We start from the raw sequence: 16,102 nt of genomic DNA, 5'->3' as shown, positions 1-16,102 counted from the left end.
GCCAGTATATCGATATGTTGTTAAATAAACGAACTACCCGCTCGGGACACTAGGTTCTGCCCGTTTGATGAAAAGTAATTCCTTGCCACGGTTAAGAACGAAAGGAATGCGTGCTTTGTTGTGGGTGTACTCCGGGCCGAAATAGATAAATGCCCAGTCGGGTAGCGCTGTCGAGAGACGACGATAAAACGCTGCGTGATCGAAACCCGACAGCGGTTCGGTCTTCACGCGATGCCAATGGCCGGAAACCGCGCCTTTTTCGTCATATTCCTCAACGACTTTGTGCAGCACGACTCCGCCCAAGCCTCGCAATCGGTATGAGCTGCCGTCGCCGTCCCGTATGAAAGGCGGCGTATCAACCCGGACCATCTTGGCATCGAACGACTTTGTTGGACGTTCGGAGCTGGACAGGCTGCCACGGATCACGCAGGACCAACCCTCACATAGCGGGCCATCCACGCGGAGCATTCGGTAGCTTGATTCCGCCCCGAAAATTGCTTTGTTTGACCATTCGTAAGGTTTGGTCCGGTAGTCGGCAGGCAGTGATTCAGCTACGGCTTGCTCGATGATTGCAGTCAGCTTCTGCTGAGCATCCAGCGCGTCGCGGGCGAGGCTTTGAGGCATCCAGACCGGCATCCACATGCCGTGCCTTGGCAGGTAGGTTTGGTCGTTGAAAAGCTCAAGCACGAAGAAGGCTGACATTGCAGAGTTCGGTACGCCTGGCAATGGCGTGGCGCGTCCTAGCAGATGTTCGCGGAGCAGGAGTGCGTTCAGGGTATCGGCCGTGAGGCCTCCCGAGCTGGGCGTTGCTTCCAACTCGACTTCTGCGTCCTTCAAGCCGGCTGAGTAGCCGTTGGCTTTCATCACTTGTAGCGCCAGGGAGTCGGAACCTGCCTTGTCCGTTTTCGTCGGCGATACGGCGGGCGCCCCTGCGCAACCGGCCATAACTAGCCCGCATGCCATTAGCAAGATGGCTTTATTCATTTCTCATCCCTAATAGATCGTGGCGTGAATCGGATGCAGCGCTATCGCTGCCTGCGTGATGCCCAGATGATATCACTGCAAGCGCTTGCGTGATGGGTTCTGAGGCTCTTGCTTCTTCGCTTAAGTGGGTAATTATTTGCTCGGAATTCGAGGGGAGAGACATGCAAGAATTTTCATTAAAGTTACGAGAGCTATTGGTAATGGCTGAGCAAGCGCCTGGCTTCTATGAGGTCGAGATTACTTTCTCCATCCGTTTGAAAGAGGGCAGCGAAAGTTATTATCTACGTTTAGTGTCGGATGCAGACAAGGTGGCTCTGCCTGGCCCGGCGCCATCGCCCGGCAGTGCGGGAATAGCGGGCTGGTTTTAGGAGTTTTTAGATGCTTGGTTTTTTTCGCAGGCTGCTTGGTGCGCGGCAAACAAACGATGGGTGTATCACTATCATCTACCCATTTAAAGGCGAAGGCGTGGTGATTAATGACACGCTCACTGCTGCGTTTTCCGATAACCTACAGTGCAATGTTGATTTCACTGGCTTCGCTGTGGATTCGGATTCATGCTTAGAAATTGATGGTAAGCGCTCCATAAACTCCATCTTCAAACGAGCAGGCAGTCGGCCGATTCTGCGCTCCTGATTTCTTTCAGGAGCCGCCTGCCATGATGCGTCCCGACGCCAAAGTCGAAAAAGTCTATCTGTACCCCAAGCCGGTAGATTTCGCTGCGAGCATCCTCATAATTGAGGCAGGTTTTTTCGAGCTTCATAAATACTCCTACATGTACGGCGGTTCACCGTCATGCCTATTCTTTTATGAAGCCGGTTGGCTGTGTTTCGCCTAATTGAGGATTTTCTGCAATTAGGCTGACAATCGAACTCTCAGCTCAGAGGATGAGAATTCTTTTTGAACAGAGTGGTGAGGGCCCACCGCTGCGAGGCGCGAAACGAGACCATTGCAGGCGGTTTTCTGGCTACGTCGTCCGAAGTAAGTACCGACAGATAGCCTTCGCGAAGCGAGTTAGTCGCTGCTCTTGAGCGCGGACGGGGCCATGACTTCGTTGTTGCAGCTTATCCCTGGGTAGCCCGCAGTTTGGAGTATGATGTGGCTAAGGAATCCAGAAACCAAAAAACCTAGCCAAGGTAAGAGTGTTACCGATCGGCATTGCGCTTCTGCAATGCTCGCTTCAGCGAAGCGAGCAGCTAATCATGAAAGCGTGATGATTAAAAAATGAGCTGTTACCTATCAACCCTGTAATGGGCCCTTCAATGTTGAAAAACCATATAAACGTAGACTGAAAGCTTTCTTTGCTATCGGCGATAATTAATAAATGAGCCCTGCAGACGGGGCATGCCAACGTTTTCATGAGCCAGCGTTGGGCGGTTGCTAGTAGTATTGCCGTATATAGCTGTAGGCTTTCTCGAACAGCTCCTCTTCCTGATGCAGGCGGTACTTGAACAGAGCCTTGCGCAGGGCCTTTTTTACTTCCCGCTCGCCGGCCAGAGTGTCCTGCCAACCAGGAAAGCGCACGAGCCGGACGATCTCATCGATGTCCGCTACTACCCGCTCGACGATGATCGGCGTTTCCGCTGTTTTGACCTCGTTGAACAGCTCGGTGAGGGCTGCCTTGCCGCGATCTTCGTCTCCCTCGGGCGGGACTTCCTTCTCGGCTTGCAGCACTTCCTTGGCGATTTCCAGCAGCTGCTTGAGGAACTCGACGCTGTTGAGAACCCCGGACTCGAAACGGTCGCGCAGCGCGTCCAGGCGCTCGGAGAGTTTCTTGAACTTGGGATTGCCCAGGTGCTTGCGCAGCCGCCGGGCGACCTTGATCTCTATTTCCTTGGCCTTCTTCGGCTCGGGATTGGACAGTACCGCCTCCAGCAGGTCGGCATCCAGGATCAGGGTGTCCAGGTCGTCACGCACGGCATCGACATGCACGTTCTGGTGGATCAGCTCGATGGTCTTGGCGCCCAGTGAGTGCCAGATCAGCTTGCCGTGGCCGCTGGAGGGCTGCACCGACTGGTACACCTGACTCAGCCACCTGTAGTCGACGGCATAGGCGCCCAGCAGCGGATCGGGCGACAGCGCTTCCCAGATCTTGTTGAGCAGGCTGTACTCGGCGGCGAAGTTGTCGCGCATCTCGTTGTTGGGCAGGCACTGCTGGGCCGCGATCAGCCCCTCGTAGCCTTCCTGGATGCGATCCACGCCGGGGAAGAAGGCCAGGCACTTCTGCATGACCTCGGGCAGCTTGTCCTTCAGCTCCTGGATGTTGCTGACCACCTGCTTGACGCTCTGGTCGTCGAACTCCAGCGCGGCGGCCACGTCGTCGAAGATGCCCAGATAGTCGACGATCAGGCCGTGGGTCTTCTGCTCCGAGTAGGTGCGGTTCACCCGGCAGATCGCCTGCAGCAGGGTGTGGTCGCGCAGCGGCTTGTCCAGGTACATCGCCTGCAGAATCGGCGCATCGAAGCCGGTGAGCAGCTTGGCGGTGACGATGATCAGCTTCAGCGGGTCGTTGGCGTCGCGGAAGCGATCCAGCAGCCGCTCCTCCTCGTCACGCGAGCGGTCGTAGGCGGCGTACTCGGGATGTTCCTTCTTGTCGGAAGCCTGCACCGACATGACGATCTCGCTGGCCTCGGGCGGCAGCAGCTTGTCCAGCTCGGCCTTGAACAGCAGGCAGGACTCCCGGTCGAAGGTGACGATCTGCCCCTTGAAGCCGTTCGGCTCCACCTTGCTCTGGAAGTGCTGGACGATGTCCTCGCAGATCCGGCGAATGCGCTCCGGCGTTTTCACCAGCACCGCCATCTTGGCGGCGGTCTTGGCGAGGTTGTCCTTGTCCAGGTCGGACAGGCTGCCGGTCATCTCGGCATAAGCGGCATCGATGGCTGCCTTGTCGATGTGCAGATCCACCAGGCGCGGCTCGAAGTGCAGCTGCAGCGTGGCGCCGTCGCGGATCGACTCCTCGAAGCCGTAGCGGCTCATGTAGCCCTTCTCGTCCTCGTCGGCGCCGAAGGCGTAGAAAGTGTTTCGGTCGGCGCGGTTGATCGGCGTGCCGGTCAGGCCGAACAGGAAGGCATTGGGCAGCGCCTCGCGCATCTTGCGGCCGAGGTCGCCCTCCTGGGTGCGGTGCGCCTCGTCCACCAAGGCGATGATGTTGCTGTGCGTGTTCAGCGCACCATCAGCCTCGCCGAACTTGAAGATCGTGGTGATGATGATCTTACGCACGTCCTGCGCGAGCAGCTGCTGCAGCTTGTCGCGGGAGTCGGCCTTTTCCAGGTTGGGAATGTCGGCGGCGGCGAAGGTGCCGGTGATCTGGCTGTCCAGGTCAATCCGATCCACCACGATCAGCACCGTGGGGTTCTTCAGCAGCGGGTGCATGCGCAGCTTCTGCGCGGCGAACACCATCAGCAGCGACTTGCCCGAGCCTTGGAAGTGCCAGATCAGGCCCTTCTTCGGATAACCGGCCAGCACCCGCTCGACGATCCGGTTGGCCGCCTCGTATTGCTGATAGCGGCAGATGATCTTGATCCGCCGCTGCTTCTTGTCGGTGGCGAACAGGGTGAAGCTGGCGAGGATATCCAGCACTACATGGGGTCGCAGCATGCTCTCGGCGGCGCGCTGCAGGCTCTTCAGCGGATGCTGCAAGGCATCGCTGCCTTCGCCATCCAGATGCCAGGGCCCCCAGTCCTTCACCGGCAGGCCGATGGAGCCGTAGTGGTATTCTTTGCCCTCGGTGGCCACCGAGAACACGTTGCAGACGAACAGCTCGGGGACGAACCTCTCGTAGTCGTCACGCACCTGCAAGGCTCCGTCCACCCAGCTGACCGCCTTGCGGGTTGGCGTCTTGGCCTCGATCAGCACCAGCGGCAGGCCGTTGACCAGCAGCACCAGGTCGGCGCGGCGCTCGGTGGCTCCGGCGCGGTAGACGAACTGCTGGGTCACTACGTACTGGTTCTGCTCGGGCGTCGCGAAGTCGATCAGGCGTACCGGCACATGCTCGTTGTTCGGGCCGAACGGCATGGAGCGCTCGCCGCGCATCCAGGCGGTCATTTCCTCGTTGGCGCGGATCACTCCATCCGAGCGCACCGACAACACGATGGCGCGCAGCTTGTAGAGCACATCGTCGGCACGGTCGGGCTGCTCAGCGATATCGGGGTTCAGGCGGATCAGCGCGGCGCGCAGCCAGGGCTCGACCAGCACCTCCTGGATCTGGCGCGGCACCTCGGCGGGTGCGACATGGCTCCAGCCGATGCCCTTGCTGCCGATACCGTAGGGCGCTGTTGCCTCCTGGAGGCTGCCCGGTTTGGCGGGCTTGAGTGGGCCGGCAAGCAGATCGCGGACATAGGCTTCGACGGTGTTGGATTCAGTGAAACTCATACGCCACCACTCAGTGCTTGCGCTGTCATGGCGCATTGCATAGCTCTCGCTGCATCAACACGACGTCTCGCGTTAGAAATCGCCGTTTGGATGTCCGCAGCTTTGTTGGCGATCTCCTCCTGCCTATTTTGATGTGGAAGAGGTATTGGGAGCCTTCGTAAATCGGTGATCGTGATTTCTCGCAGGTCTTCACCCTTCCATCCATTTGCATACTGCAACACTGAGCGCTGCACAACTGGACTACGAATCGCCCACAACAGGTACGCACCAAGACATCGACTACCGGGGGAAATCCTTGCTACACCACGTGACAGATTACCTCCAGCTAATGCAGGCGGAACCATGTGTACCAAGCCAGGCACACCACGCAGTGCGATGACAATGTCGCCTTCTTCAAGAATGGTCCTTGCATACGATTGATGTACCTCTTCGGAGGTTTTCATCATTTGCAGAGGATCAAGCTCGTCACAGTTGGTCATTTCACTGACCCTGACGTAGGGAATGCCAACTTGCAGATCAGGACCTGCTTGAACAATGCCGTACGTAATCGGACTTGAGCAAAGATCCTGTAGGGGTACTGAATCGCTGCTAACTACAACAACCTCCGCCAGATAGCTGCTGAGTAGCGCCTTCGTAGTCGCCTCTAGGTCTTGGGCTGAACGAACGACGTCAGTTGCGCAGTTCAGCTTTTCTACGATGGCTTGTTGGTCTGCATGCGGCGGCAGGGGAAACTCAAAACCCGCCAAGCTCGTCCAGTTTGTACGCGGGCTCAACGATCCCGCCGAGGTGCCCACCGCATGATCGAAGAAGGCATCGGTCTGGCAAATGAACGGCAACAACTCCGGCAGCAGTACGCTCGCATCCTTGCTCTCCAGCACATAGATATCGCCCGAGCACACTCCCGAGAAATCCGCCACCGCCACCTTGCGCTGATAGGCGCGGCGCTTGCCGAACAGCACCTGTCCAGGTTTGAAGACGTTGGTGAAGGTCACGCCATCGGCCACGTTACCCCAACTGCGGATGCGCAGATCGCCGGGCTCCAGATGCTCCAGACCCACGTAACGCTCGATGCCATCGGCCAGTGGGTCCTGGCTGCGTGCCTTGGACAGTTGCACCACATCACCAAACTTCACCCGACGCCAGCCGGGTTTCAAATTCTTGCTATCAGCCACGTTCAGCCTCCGGTGGCGCAATCAGGATCACCACGCGCAGGCGCTTGGCCAGGCGCAGTGCCTCGGATGAGGGGTGGGCGGTAATTAGCAGCACCGCTTGAGCATTGGGCGGCTCGCCGGCCGCCAGTTGCGTGGCGCGCAGGGTGGCTCGGTACTTCACGCACTGGAAGATGCCGCGGAAGATCTCGCTGTCCGGCACATTGCTGGCTTTGACCTCGATGGCCAGACAGGTGTCATTGTTTTCCAGATAGGCGTCCAGGCTGTCGCCAGAGCGCAGCAGGTACTCATTCTGGCCCTTTAGGAACTTGCCGAAGCGCTCGAAGAATTTCGGATGGCTGGCTGCCCACAGCTTGAGCCTGCGGTGCTGCTCGCTCTCGCCCTGCCCGCCCAGCTGACTGGGCAGGTAGGGTAACTGGATGGGGTCGTCGTCCTGCTTGCTGGTGATCAGTACGGACACTGGCGGCAGATTATCGAAGCCGAAATGGCTGGCGACCTGATCCCAGTCCGGGTAATCCCAGACACTCTGCATGACCTCTTCAGCCAGCTGGTTGCGGTTGTTGTCGGTCAACCGGCGGCGGCGCGCCTGACTGTTGAGAAACTTGCGGACGAACTCATCCACCCCATGACCGGGCAGCCTGGTCACAGCATTGACGATCAGTGCATTGGCCGGGGGCACCGCCTCTCCCCACTCATCGGAGAGCATGGCCAACGCATGGCCGATCTTGCCAGCGGGCCAGCCGTAGATGGTCATGCGTCGCTTGATCTCCACGCCATGCCGAGCATGCAGCTCTTCGGCAAGTTGCTTGTAGGTGATCGTCCAGCCCTGTTTGGCTACCCAGAGCACAATAGGTAAGGCTAGGTGGGCAATCTGACTGGTCCAATTATCGCCGCTGGTGAGGTATTCGCGGGCGTCCATGTCAGTCGTCATTCGGCTTCCTTGGAGTGGTTCTGAGGGGAGGTTGCAAGTACGGTCACCCCACGTGCAACCCGCCGCCTTTGAGTGTGGCGTCCTGCCTATACAGCATCCGCAAAGCGAAAGCCCGCTTTGAGGTCATTCATCCATGAGGGCTCAATTAGGTTGTCGTGCTGCAAACGGCCAACGACGATCCCGGGATGGATACCGATCTGCTGCGCAAACGCGACAACTGCCGCTTTGCTGCGCAGGCTGGCGAGCTGAGCCTTGTGCTCTGGCGGGATCAACCAGTCGCCGGCCCACTCGTTGGCTTCATGCTCTTGCGGATCGTCGGCATGACTGGTGTTGGGGTCGTCGAGGAAGACGGACTTCCGTTCTTCCTTGGTGTTGGCATGCAGCAGGATATGCGCCGCCTCATGGAAGAAGGTGAACCAGAACTTGTCGTTGGTTTTGCCATACAGGGAGAGCTGGATCATCGGGCGCGAGGCACTCAGCCAGCGCGCCACGCCGCTGACATGGGCGCGCGGAATGGCCGGAACCAGTACCAGCAGGACGCCGGCCTCATGCAGCAGCCGGCGCAATTGCGGTTCGAACACCTCGGGTGCCTCGCAGGTGAGGCCGCGAATGGTCTTCAGCGCCTGCTCGAAACGGGCCTTGTCGTACTTCGGGCCGTCCAGCTTCTCGGCTTCACGCTCGCCCAGGCGCAGCCAGGCCGAGATAGCACCGACATCGCTCTGCTCGGCCCGGCTGCGGCGAAAGGCCATCTGCATGCCGCCGTAGTGACTACGCCATTCTTCAGGCGATGCCACGCCGAAGAAGCGCAGACAGGCCTCCACTACGCCAGGCTTGTTCTTAGCATCCAGACGGACCTTGGGAATGGCAGCAGTGCTCATCAGCTCCTTGACCGGCAGTTCATCCAGCCAAGGTGCCCAGCGTGAGTGAGTTTCGGCGGCTTCCAGGCGGGCCTTGTGCCGCTGATAGTTGGATTCCAGGTTCATCCAGAAGTCAGCCGTACTGCCAAGCACACGCTCCAGACGTAGCGCGGCATCCACGCTGAGCGGCACCTTGCCGTTGATCAGCTGGCTGACATGTTTTTCGGTAAAGCCCAAACGCTGGGCCAGTTCCGCCTGCGTCCAGTTGCGTTCCTCGATCAGGTCGAGGATGGATTCTCCAGGCGGGGAGACCCAGTCTGGTGCGAAGGGAGCACTCAGCTCAGTCATGGTAATCCCCAATGTATTCAATGCAGACGATGGTGACCCGCGCCCAGTCGATGCCGCCATCGGCATGAGTGGGGCAAGGATCATGGTCGGGAGCGAACACCAGACGCCATCCCCCTGCCAGGTCTAGAGCAAACTGCCCGTCACGGTCGCCTTTCAGCGGATGCGGGTTGCCCGCAACGAGGTCGGTGACCCTGGCTGCCGCCTCAAGCGCGGTCAGGCGGACCCGAAGCTTGCGGGTGCAATCTGCCCCCAGTTTCTTCTGGGCAACCGCCTGCTTTTCGCACAGCTCCCGGATTTTCTTGTCTTTGAAGTGGATCTCCAAGACAGCTCCATTCTATCGATCTTTACCTGATTGGTAAATTTATTAAGCTCTGCCGCACGGTTCAGTTCTGCTTGATCAACCCGTCCAGTGTTTCCACCAGGCCTTCCAGCCGGGTTTCAAGGTCTTGCTCTGTTCAGGTATTGGCATCCTGCTCCTTGTCTTCTCTCACCGTCCGGTAGGCCTGGTGGGGATGTTTTTCGCTTTCCGGATACAGCAGTGTCAGTATGCCGGCCTCGCGCATGGGCTTGAGGTGCGTGCGGGTGAGCTCGCGGGAGTCCTTGCGCCCGAGGATCTGCGACAGCTCCTGGGCGGTATAGGGGCGTAGCGCGCACAGCTCGCGCAGCAGTTCACGCACCGTAGCCTGACGCGGTTTCTGGCCCGCAGCCTGGATGCGTTGCCGCAGTTCCGGAGGAATCCCCACAAGAGCTTGTGGGGATTGCGGGTCGAGCTTGTGGGGATTTTCCGGTATCCCCACATCTTCCCCTGGGCTTGTGGGGATTCCCAGGGGCAGCTCAGCCTGTACGGTTTCAAGCCGTGGTGCGTGCTCCGGCGAGTTCAGCACGTAGTAGGTGCGGCTACCCGCGCCCTGCTTGAGTAGCAGGCCACGGTCGCGCAGCCGGCGCAGTACCTGGCTGGCGGCCAGGGTATCCGAGCCGCAGAAATCCCTGCAGGCGGTGTTGTCCACCGCCCCGGTGGCCCGCACATAGATCAGCACCTTGGCCTCATCGGGCCCCAGGTTGCTGTCGGCATAGTGGCGCAGCCAGGCATGGTCTTCTTCCGTCAGCAGGTTGTGCAGGAACAGGGTGAGCCTGAATTCATTGGCCTGCCGGTCCGAGTGAAACTCTGGCAGCGGCAGACCGGCATCGGCCGCCAGCCGGCGCATGGCGCGAATGCCGGTGCCCTTGGCCTCGGCCAGGTGCAGATCGTGCAGCACCGCCGCGATGGCTGGATTGCGCAGGCGCGAACCGGGCAAGCCCAGCTGCGCCGGTTCCTTGAGGGAGTAGCCGACGTTGCGGATCTCGATGCGGTTGCTGTAGCGGATGATCTGCGTCGGGCTGTGCAGGGTGTAGTTGCGGTGCATGGCCGCATTGGCCAGCGCCTCGCGGATCACCTTGCGCGGCAGGATGGGCTCCTGAACGCTCTGCAACTGGCCCTCGGGAAGGCGAAAGCCCTTGGGCAATTCGTCGATGATGCTGGCTTCGGCCTGCGGCAACGCCAGCAGCAGGGGCTTGCGGATGTCGATGGACTGGAAGCGGTTTTCCGGGTCTTCCACCCACTCGGTGCCAGGCACGCGGATGTAGTCGATGCGCACCATGGGCAGCAGCCGGCGCAAGGCCAGCGGCTTGCCGAACAGCACGATGCCGGCCAGCGTCGGCTGCAGCGCACCCTCCACCCGCCGCACCGCGCCCAGGGCTTCAAGCATGTCTTCGTCGCCATAGGCCAGCTCTTCGGCCTGGGGATTGATGCGGGCGCGGTCACGCCGGTAGGCGGCAATGGCAGCGGGGTCGAAGTCGTCCAGCCGGGCATCGGTCAGGACGCTCGAATCGGGGCCGTGCAGAGGCTGGCTTTCCCCGCGCAACACCCACAGGTCTTCATCCACGCAGCGCTGGTCACTGGAGCCGATACGGCGGTAAGCGCCAATCGGCAGGCCCGTGGCTTTCTTGTAGATGGGTTTGTGGGTGACATCGGCCTCGGGCACATACACCACCAGTAGCGTCTTGCCTTCCACCTGTTCCAGCTGCATTTCCGGGCGCAGCGTGACGTTGAGCATGCTGGCACACTGGCTGGCGAGGTCGCGCTGCACCTTGTCCGGATCGGGCAGTCCTGCAGGCCGGTAAACGGTATCGCCCTTGTCGTTGACTGCCCAGTCCACGCCCAGCAGCAGGTAACCACCGTCCAGGCCGGGTTCATTGGCGAAGGCGATCACCGTCTCCATGACCGACTTGCCGATGTCGCTGGCACGCTTGGCCTCGATGCGCGCGGACTCGTCCACCGCATTAAGCTCGTCTAGCAGTTCGACGGCGCTACGCATCGGTGCTCTCCGGCGCGATCAGCCCATCCAGCGTTTCCACCAGTTCGTCCATCTGCGGCCAGAATGCCCGGCCGCTGTTCTGCCAGCTGGCCCAGGCTTCCTGCAGGCTCTGCCCCGACTCGCCTGCCGAGGCGCTGCCGCTCTGGCACTTCACGTAGAGCGGGATGGACAGGTTGAAACCGTTGCCGGCGAGGTCGTCCAGGGTTGCCACGCGGGCAAAGCCCGGCTCGTCGGCAAACGCCTGCCAGGCATCGAGGATGCGCTTCTGCTGCTCTGGCTTGAGGAAGCTCTGCGCCCGCTCGCGGGTCACCTCGTTGACGGCATCGATGAACAGCACCTTGCCCTTGCGCTCGGCAGGCTTGTGCCGGTTGCAGATCAGGATGCAGGACTCCATCGGCGAGTTGTAGAACAGGTTCGGCCCCAGGCCGATGACGCCCTCGACCCAGTCCTGCTCGACCATCTTGGCGCGCATCGACTGCTCTTCGTTGCGGAACAGCACGCCATGCGGCCACAGCGCCGCACTGCGGCCCTTGTCGCTGAGGCTGGCGAGAATGTGCTGCTGGAAGGCGTAGTCCGCCCGGCCCTGCGGTGGCGTGCCGAGGAGGTTGCGACCCCAGGCATCCTGCTCCCAGGCCGTGCGGTTCCATTGCTTGATCGAGTACGGAGGGTTGGCCAGGATCACGTCGAACTTGCGCAGCCGGTCGCCAGCAATGTGCTTGGGCTCGGCGAGGGTGTCGCCACGGATAATCTGGAAGTCCTCGACGCCGTGGAGGAATAGGTTCATCCGGGCGATGGACGAGGTAATTAGGTTGCGTTCCTGACCGTAGAGCTTGAGCGTGCGGTACTCGCCCCCGGAGCGTTTCACCTCGTCGAGTGCGGAGATCAGCATGCCGCCGGTGCCGCAGGTGGGATCGTAGATCGACTCGCCGGCCTGGGGCTTGAGCAGTTGGGTCATCAGGTGCACGACGGTGCGATTGGTGTAGAACTCGGCAGCGGTGTGGCCGGAGTCGTCGGCGAACTTCTTGATCAGGTACTCGTAGGCGTTGCCCAGCTCGTCCTCGGGCACGTTGGCCACCGAGAGGGCCTGGGTCGAGAAGTGCTCGATCAGGTCCTTGAGGGTTTCGTCGGGCAGGCGCTCGCGGTTCGTCCAGGCGGCATCGCCGAAGATGCCGTCGAGCAGCTCCGGGTTGGCCGCCTCGATGTCGCGCATGGCTTTCTGGATGGCCATACCGACATTCATCGGCACCTGGCGGACATCGCGCCAGTGCGCGCCGGCCGGGATCTGGAAACGATGGTTCTCGGCGAACTCGGCGTAGGACAGGTCACCATCCGACTCCTGCAGGGCGGACTGGTATTCCTCATCCCACACGTCGGAGACGCGCTTGAAGAACAGCAGCGGGAAGATGAACTGCTTGTAGTCGCCGGCATCGATGAGGCCGCGCAGCAGGACTGCGGCGCCCCAGAGGTAGCTTTCCAGTTCCTGTTGAGTGATGCGCTTAGGACTGCCTAGCTTCTCTTGTTCCATTTGAGAAAACTTTTTCTTCAAGCGTATACGCGCAGCGTTCGCCATTTCTTCAGTGAAGATCTTGTTGTCTTTGAAAGGGCGGTCTGAACTCATTGCAACCATCCTCCTTCAGTCATGACCTGCACGAGCCGTTCTTCCGTATCGCGGCAACGGTTGAGCGCCTCCTTGAAGGCTGCAATCGCTTCCGGCAGCGGCGGGATATCCTCCTGCAACGGTGGCAGCACGTAGCGCGAGATGTTCAGTGTCCAGTCTTCGGACTTGATCTCGTCGAGGTCGACGATCCGCACGGCGTCCGGGACGTCGGCGAACTGCTCGTACCAGCCCTGGATCTGCTTGGCGTGTTCGAGCTCCAGGAAATTGTGCGCCCGGCCGCGGCGGAACAGGCGTGAGGCATCGGCAATCATCACCTTGCGCTTCTTGGCCTCGGGTTTGCGCAGGCGCAGCAGCAGGATGCAGGCGGCCAGGCCGGTGCCGTAGAAGAGGTTCGGGGCTAGGCCGATGACGCCCTCGATCAGATCCATTTCCAGCAACTTCTGCCGGATGACACCTTCTACTCCCTTGCGGAACAGCGCCCCCTGCGGTAGCACCACAGCCATGCGCCCGTTGCCTTTGGCCATAGACTTGACCATGTGCTGGACCCAGGCGAAGTCGCCGGAGCCAGACGGAGGCACACCGGCGAAGTTGCGCCCGAAGGGATCGTTCGCCCACAGCTCTTCGCCCCACTTCTCCAGCGAGAACGGCGGGTTGGCAATCACGCAGTCGAAGGTGGCCAGACGGTCGACATCGTAGAACGCAGGGTTGCGCAGGGTGTCGCCACGAACGATCTGGAAGTCCTCGATGCCATGCAGGAACAGGTTCATCCGGGCGATGGCGGAGGTGGTCAGGTTCTTTTCCTGGCCGTAGAGCTTGCCCCACAGGCGTTTGACGTCGCCGTGCTGCTCCTTCACGTGCTGGACAGCAGCCAGCAGCATGCCACCCGTACCGCAGGCAGGGTCGTAGATGGTTTCGCCCTCTTTCGGATCGAGCATCTCGATCATCAGGCGCACCACGCTGCGTGGGGTATAGAACTCACCAGCCTTTTTGTTGGTGGCGTCGGCGAACTTCTTGATCAGGTACTCGTAGGCATCCCCCAGCACGTCAGATGCCACGTTGCGGTTGCCCAAGGGTAGGCGCGAGAAGTGCTCGATCAGGTCTTTCAGCAGCGCATCCGAGAGGCGCTCCTTGTTGGTCCACTGTGCATCGCCGAACACACCGTAGAGGGTGTCGGGGTTGGCGCGCTCGATTGAGCGCATGGCCCACTGCAGGGCCGAGCCGACGTTGACCGACTTCTCTCGAACATCCTTCCAATGGCAGAACTCGGGAACCTGGAAGCGGTGCGACTCGGGAAACAGCGCCAGTTCAGCGTCGCCGCCCTCCTCGACGATCTCGGCGTACTCCTCGTCCCAGACATCGCAGATGCGTTTGAAGAAGAGCAGCGGAAAGATGTAGGTCTTGAAGTCAGCCGCGTCCACCGGGCCGCGCAGGATGTTGGCGGACATCCAAAGGTGCGATTCAAGCTGAGCTAAGGTGATCTGGTGGGTGCGCAACGGTGATGATCTTCTGAGTACGATTCAGGTGTTCTTGGTGCGCGCGAAGAGTGCACGCTCGGTTAACCGACGATGATACGCGGCTATAGCCGTGGTGGCTTAGTTTTGACGGTAACGTTCAGAGCTTCCTCTCTATCTAAGGCATGGGCATTGCCTTTTTTTGAGGGCACGGCACGAAGACCCTGAACCGGTAGGGTCTAGAGACATATCTATCCTTGTCCTCAGCCCCTCCCCTACGGTACAGATCAAAGGCTATACCGTAGAGGGGGGCTACAGGCCCAGCATGCGGCGAACCGCAGCCCTATCAAGCTCAGCGTGTTCTTGACTTATACGATCTAAATGTTCAAGCGCATCCAGTATTCGCTTTTCTTCGGGATCCATTGGTAGGGTCGGGGAGTCTAGCGAAATATTTGTTATATCTTGTATGGCTCGCATTGATTCAAGTGTTCTGGCTAAGTGAAAGCTGATTTTTCGGACTATTCCGAAGTTCCGCTCAGCTTCAAGAATTGCTTTCTTTTCGCTCTTCGTGCATTTCTTGAAGGCCCTGGCTGGAAGCTTAAAGTCAACAAGTTCTGTAGTGTCGATTGGGGTGGAGAATTTGGACTTTCCAGAATACTTTCGCCATCTGATTGTTACTGCTGTGACCCCTTGCTCGATACTGCAGATGTGGGTCCAGAATCGAAAGTGCGGATTGCTTTCTTGATCTAGCCTCCTAGAGGCTTTGTAGTTTTCGATAACAGCTTCTGCAAAATAAAACAATAAACTAACAATTCGCTGGATTTCGCTGCTGAACACTACCTTTGAGGCGTTTGCATTCTCGTGAAGCTCCGCGATGGCTAGGCTCAGTTTGTTTTTCTGCATCTTATACCTCAATGCTGTTTGGTGGTGCCATTCTGCTAGGCATTGTTGAGATGTATCCTGCAACGAGAAAGGGGCGCTAGAGCGCTGTGTAATTGAGCGAAAAGGGCGTTTACGCGAAGCGCGGCAGGTTTGTAGTGAGTGATAATAGTTGTGTCGATATAAAGCGGAGAATGTCATGGCTGGCATACATGCGCGGCAAGCTATCCAAAGCCTTAATGTGCTTCGTCGGACTGCTGTCTTGTTGAAGAGCCTCCAGTCCTTGCTCGGTACCGTCTCAGTGCGAGGCTTTCAATATTCTGATTTTAGTTATCGCTATTGGCTTATTTCCTCGAAGGCTTATTTCTCAGTGCTTGGGGATCTGAAACAAGTTGACATGGCGTTGTATTATAGGGTCTGCTCGATACTGGCAGTTGTTGAGTCGTTTTTGGCGGACTTTCCATTTGAACGTGAAGATGTTTTGGAGAGTCTCGGATCGATTCGTATTTTGACGATCAACTGTCGGTTGAGGGTTGGGCGAAGTATAAAATTAATCAAGCCTACGCTGCCTTCAGTTGAAGATTGCCAGCGAGGTTGATTCTTTTGCAGTAGGGCGGCCGCAAACTGAGTGCAACACCAGGCCTTCCGTTATGGTGCTGCCCCTCCCACGACTACTCCGAATGTTGAAAAGCGCACTACCATTCAGATTGGCCATGCCTAGGAGCTCAGTCTTCACAGGATTTGCATACTTGATCAGGATGATTTTCCTCGATCATCAACCGTGGAGCTGCGCCGCAACTGGGACGCCGGCGGCCGCTACTTCAGCCCAGCAGCGCATGCAGGCCCACGCGTGAGCGTGCCGACCTAGGGGCAAGCTGTTGCCAGAGACCGAGCACTTCGAGTGGCCCATATGTTGCGAGCATTTGTCTCATGAGCAGGTTGCCGGCCAGCATGCGCAGCATGAACATACCCAGACGTAGAGAGCCTACGTCGCCCGCCGGAGATCAGAAGTCTGTCTGATGTCCTGTCATTGGGAAGGCGACCTGGTTAAGCGCATCAGCGGCTACTTGGCGGAAGCAAACAGAATATCGTAAGCGTTCATTCCACGACGTACTGGACTTACTTTACGTCCCGAAGGGGCCT

General features: G+C 59.2%; 13 protein-coding genes. 2 read left to right on the top strand and 11 right to left on the bottom strand.

What is annotated here, in order from left to right; all coding sequences use genetic code 11:
* Window positions 1-33: 33 nt before the first annotated feature.
* Window positions 34-984 (bottom strand): hypothetical protein, encoded by a 951-nt coding sequence (locus RT582_RS21710; RefSeq protein ID WP_313479967.1) that lies wholly within the window; start codon window positions 982-984, stop codon window positions 34-36.
* A gap of 161 nt (window positions 985-1,145) precedes the next feature.
* Between RT582_RS21710 and RT582_RS21705 the strand changes: the two genes are divergently transcribed.
* Window positions 1,146-1,352: a hypothetical protein gene (locus RT582_RS21705; protein ID WP_313479966.1), complete on the top strand. Its 207-nt coding sequence runs from the start codon at window positions 1,146-1,148 to the stop codon at window positions 1,350-1,352.
* A 227-nt stretch (window positions 1,353-1,579) separates the two neighbouring features.
* Here the strand turns inward: RT582_RS21705 and RT582_RS21700 are convergent, their stop codons facing one another.
* The 10 genes from RT582_RS21700 to RT582_RS21655 form a co-directional block, all read right to left on the bottom strand.
* Entirely contained in the window at window positions 1,580-1,744 is a 165-nt protein-coding gene (locus tag RT582_RS21700; RefSeq protein WP_313479965.1) for a hypothetical protein, read from the bottom strand.
* 617 nt (window positions 1,745-2,361) lie between these two features.
* Window positions 2,362-5,352, bottom strand: coding sequence for a type I restriction endonuclease subunit R (locus RT582_RS21695; RefSeq protein ID WP_313479964.1), 2,991 nt, complete (start codon window positions 5,350-5,352; stop codon window positions 2,362-2,364).
* The gene (locus RT582_RS21690) at window positions 5,349-6,524 is read right to left on the bottom strand and encodes a restriction endonuclease subunit S (protein ID WP_313479963.1); all 1,176 of its coding nucleotides are present in this window, start codon (window positions 6,522-6,524) and stop codon (window positions 5,349-5,351) included. Before RT582_RS21690 ends, RT582_RS21695 begins: the two co-directional genes overlap by 4 nt.
* Entirely contained in the window at window positions 6,517-7,452 is a 936-nt protein-coding gene (locus RT582_RS21685) for a hypothetical protein (RefSeq protein ID WP_313479961.1), read from the bottom strand. The genes RT582_RS21690 and RT582_RS21685 overlap by 8 nt, the downstream gene beginning before the upstream one ends.
* An 86-nt stretch (window positions 7,453-7,538) precedes the next feature.
* Entirely contained in the window at window positions 7,539-8,657 is a 1,119-nt protein-coding gene (locus RT582_RS21680; protein WP_313479959.1) for a HigA family addiction module antitoxin, read from the bottom strand.
* Complete coding sequence (locus RT582_RS21675; protein ID WP_313479957.1) at window positions 8,650-8,979, bottom strand: type II toxin-antitoxin system RelE/ParE family toxin; 330 nt, start codon at window positions 8,977-8,979, stop codon at window positions 8,650-8,652. Before RT582_RS21675 ends, RT582_RS21680 begins: the two co-directional genes overlap by 8 nt.
* 133 nt (window positions 8,980-9,112) lie before the next feature.
* Window positions 9,113-11,011 (bottom strand): ATP-binding protein, encoded by a 1,899-nt coding sequence (locus RT582_RS21670; protein ID WP_313479956.1) that lies wholly within the window; start codon window positions 11,009-11,011, stop codon window positions 9,113-9,115.
* Window positions 11,004-12,536, bottom strand: coding sequence for a type I restriction-modification system subunit M (locus RT582_RS21665; RefSeq protein ID WP_313479954.1), 1,533 nt, complete (start codon window positions 12,534-12,536; stop codon window positions 11,004-11,006). The genes RT582_RS21670 and RT582_RS21665 overlap by 8 nt, the downstream gene beginning before the upstream one ends.
* Before the next feature lie 89 nt (window positions 12,537-12,625).
* The gene (locus tag RT582_RS21660; protein WP_313479953.1) at window positions 12,626-14,122 is read right to left on the bottom strand and encodes a type I restriction-modification system subunit M; all 1,497 of its coding nucleotides are present in this window, start codon (window positions 14,120-14,122) and stop codon (window positions 12,626-12,628) included.
* Between the two features lie 270 nt (window positions 14,123-14,392).
* A complete protein-coding gene (locus tag RT582_RS21655; RefSeq protein WP_313479952.1) occupies window positions 14,393-14,983 on the bottom strand; it encodes a hypothetical protein in 591 nt (196 codons plus the stop codon).
* A 175-nt stretch (window positions 14,984-15,158) separates the two neighbouring features.
* On the opposite strand from RT582_RS21655, the gene RT582_RS21650 reads away from it, so the two are divergent.
* The gene (locus tag RT582_RS21650) at window positions 15,159-15,557 is read left to right on the top strand and encodes a hypothetical protein (protein ID WP_313479951.1); all 399 of its coding nucleotides are present in this window, start codon (window positions 15,159-15,161) and stop codon (window positions 15,555-15,557) included.
* The last annotated feature ends 545 nt before the right edge of the window (window positions 15,558-16,102 follow it).

Origin of the sequence: Stutzerimonas kunmingensis (assembly GCF_032106285.1) — a bacterium.
Lineage (GTDB): Bacteria > Pseudomonadota > Gammaproteobacteria > Pseudomonadales > Pseudomonadaceae > Stutzerimonas > Stutzerimonas kunmingensis_B.
The sequence above is the reverse complement of the archived record's forward strand: the minus strand, read 5'-3'. Positions and strand labels throughout refer to the sequence as shown.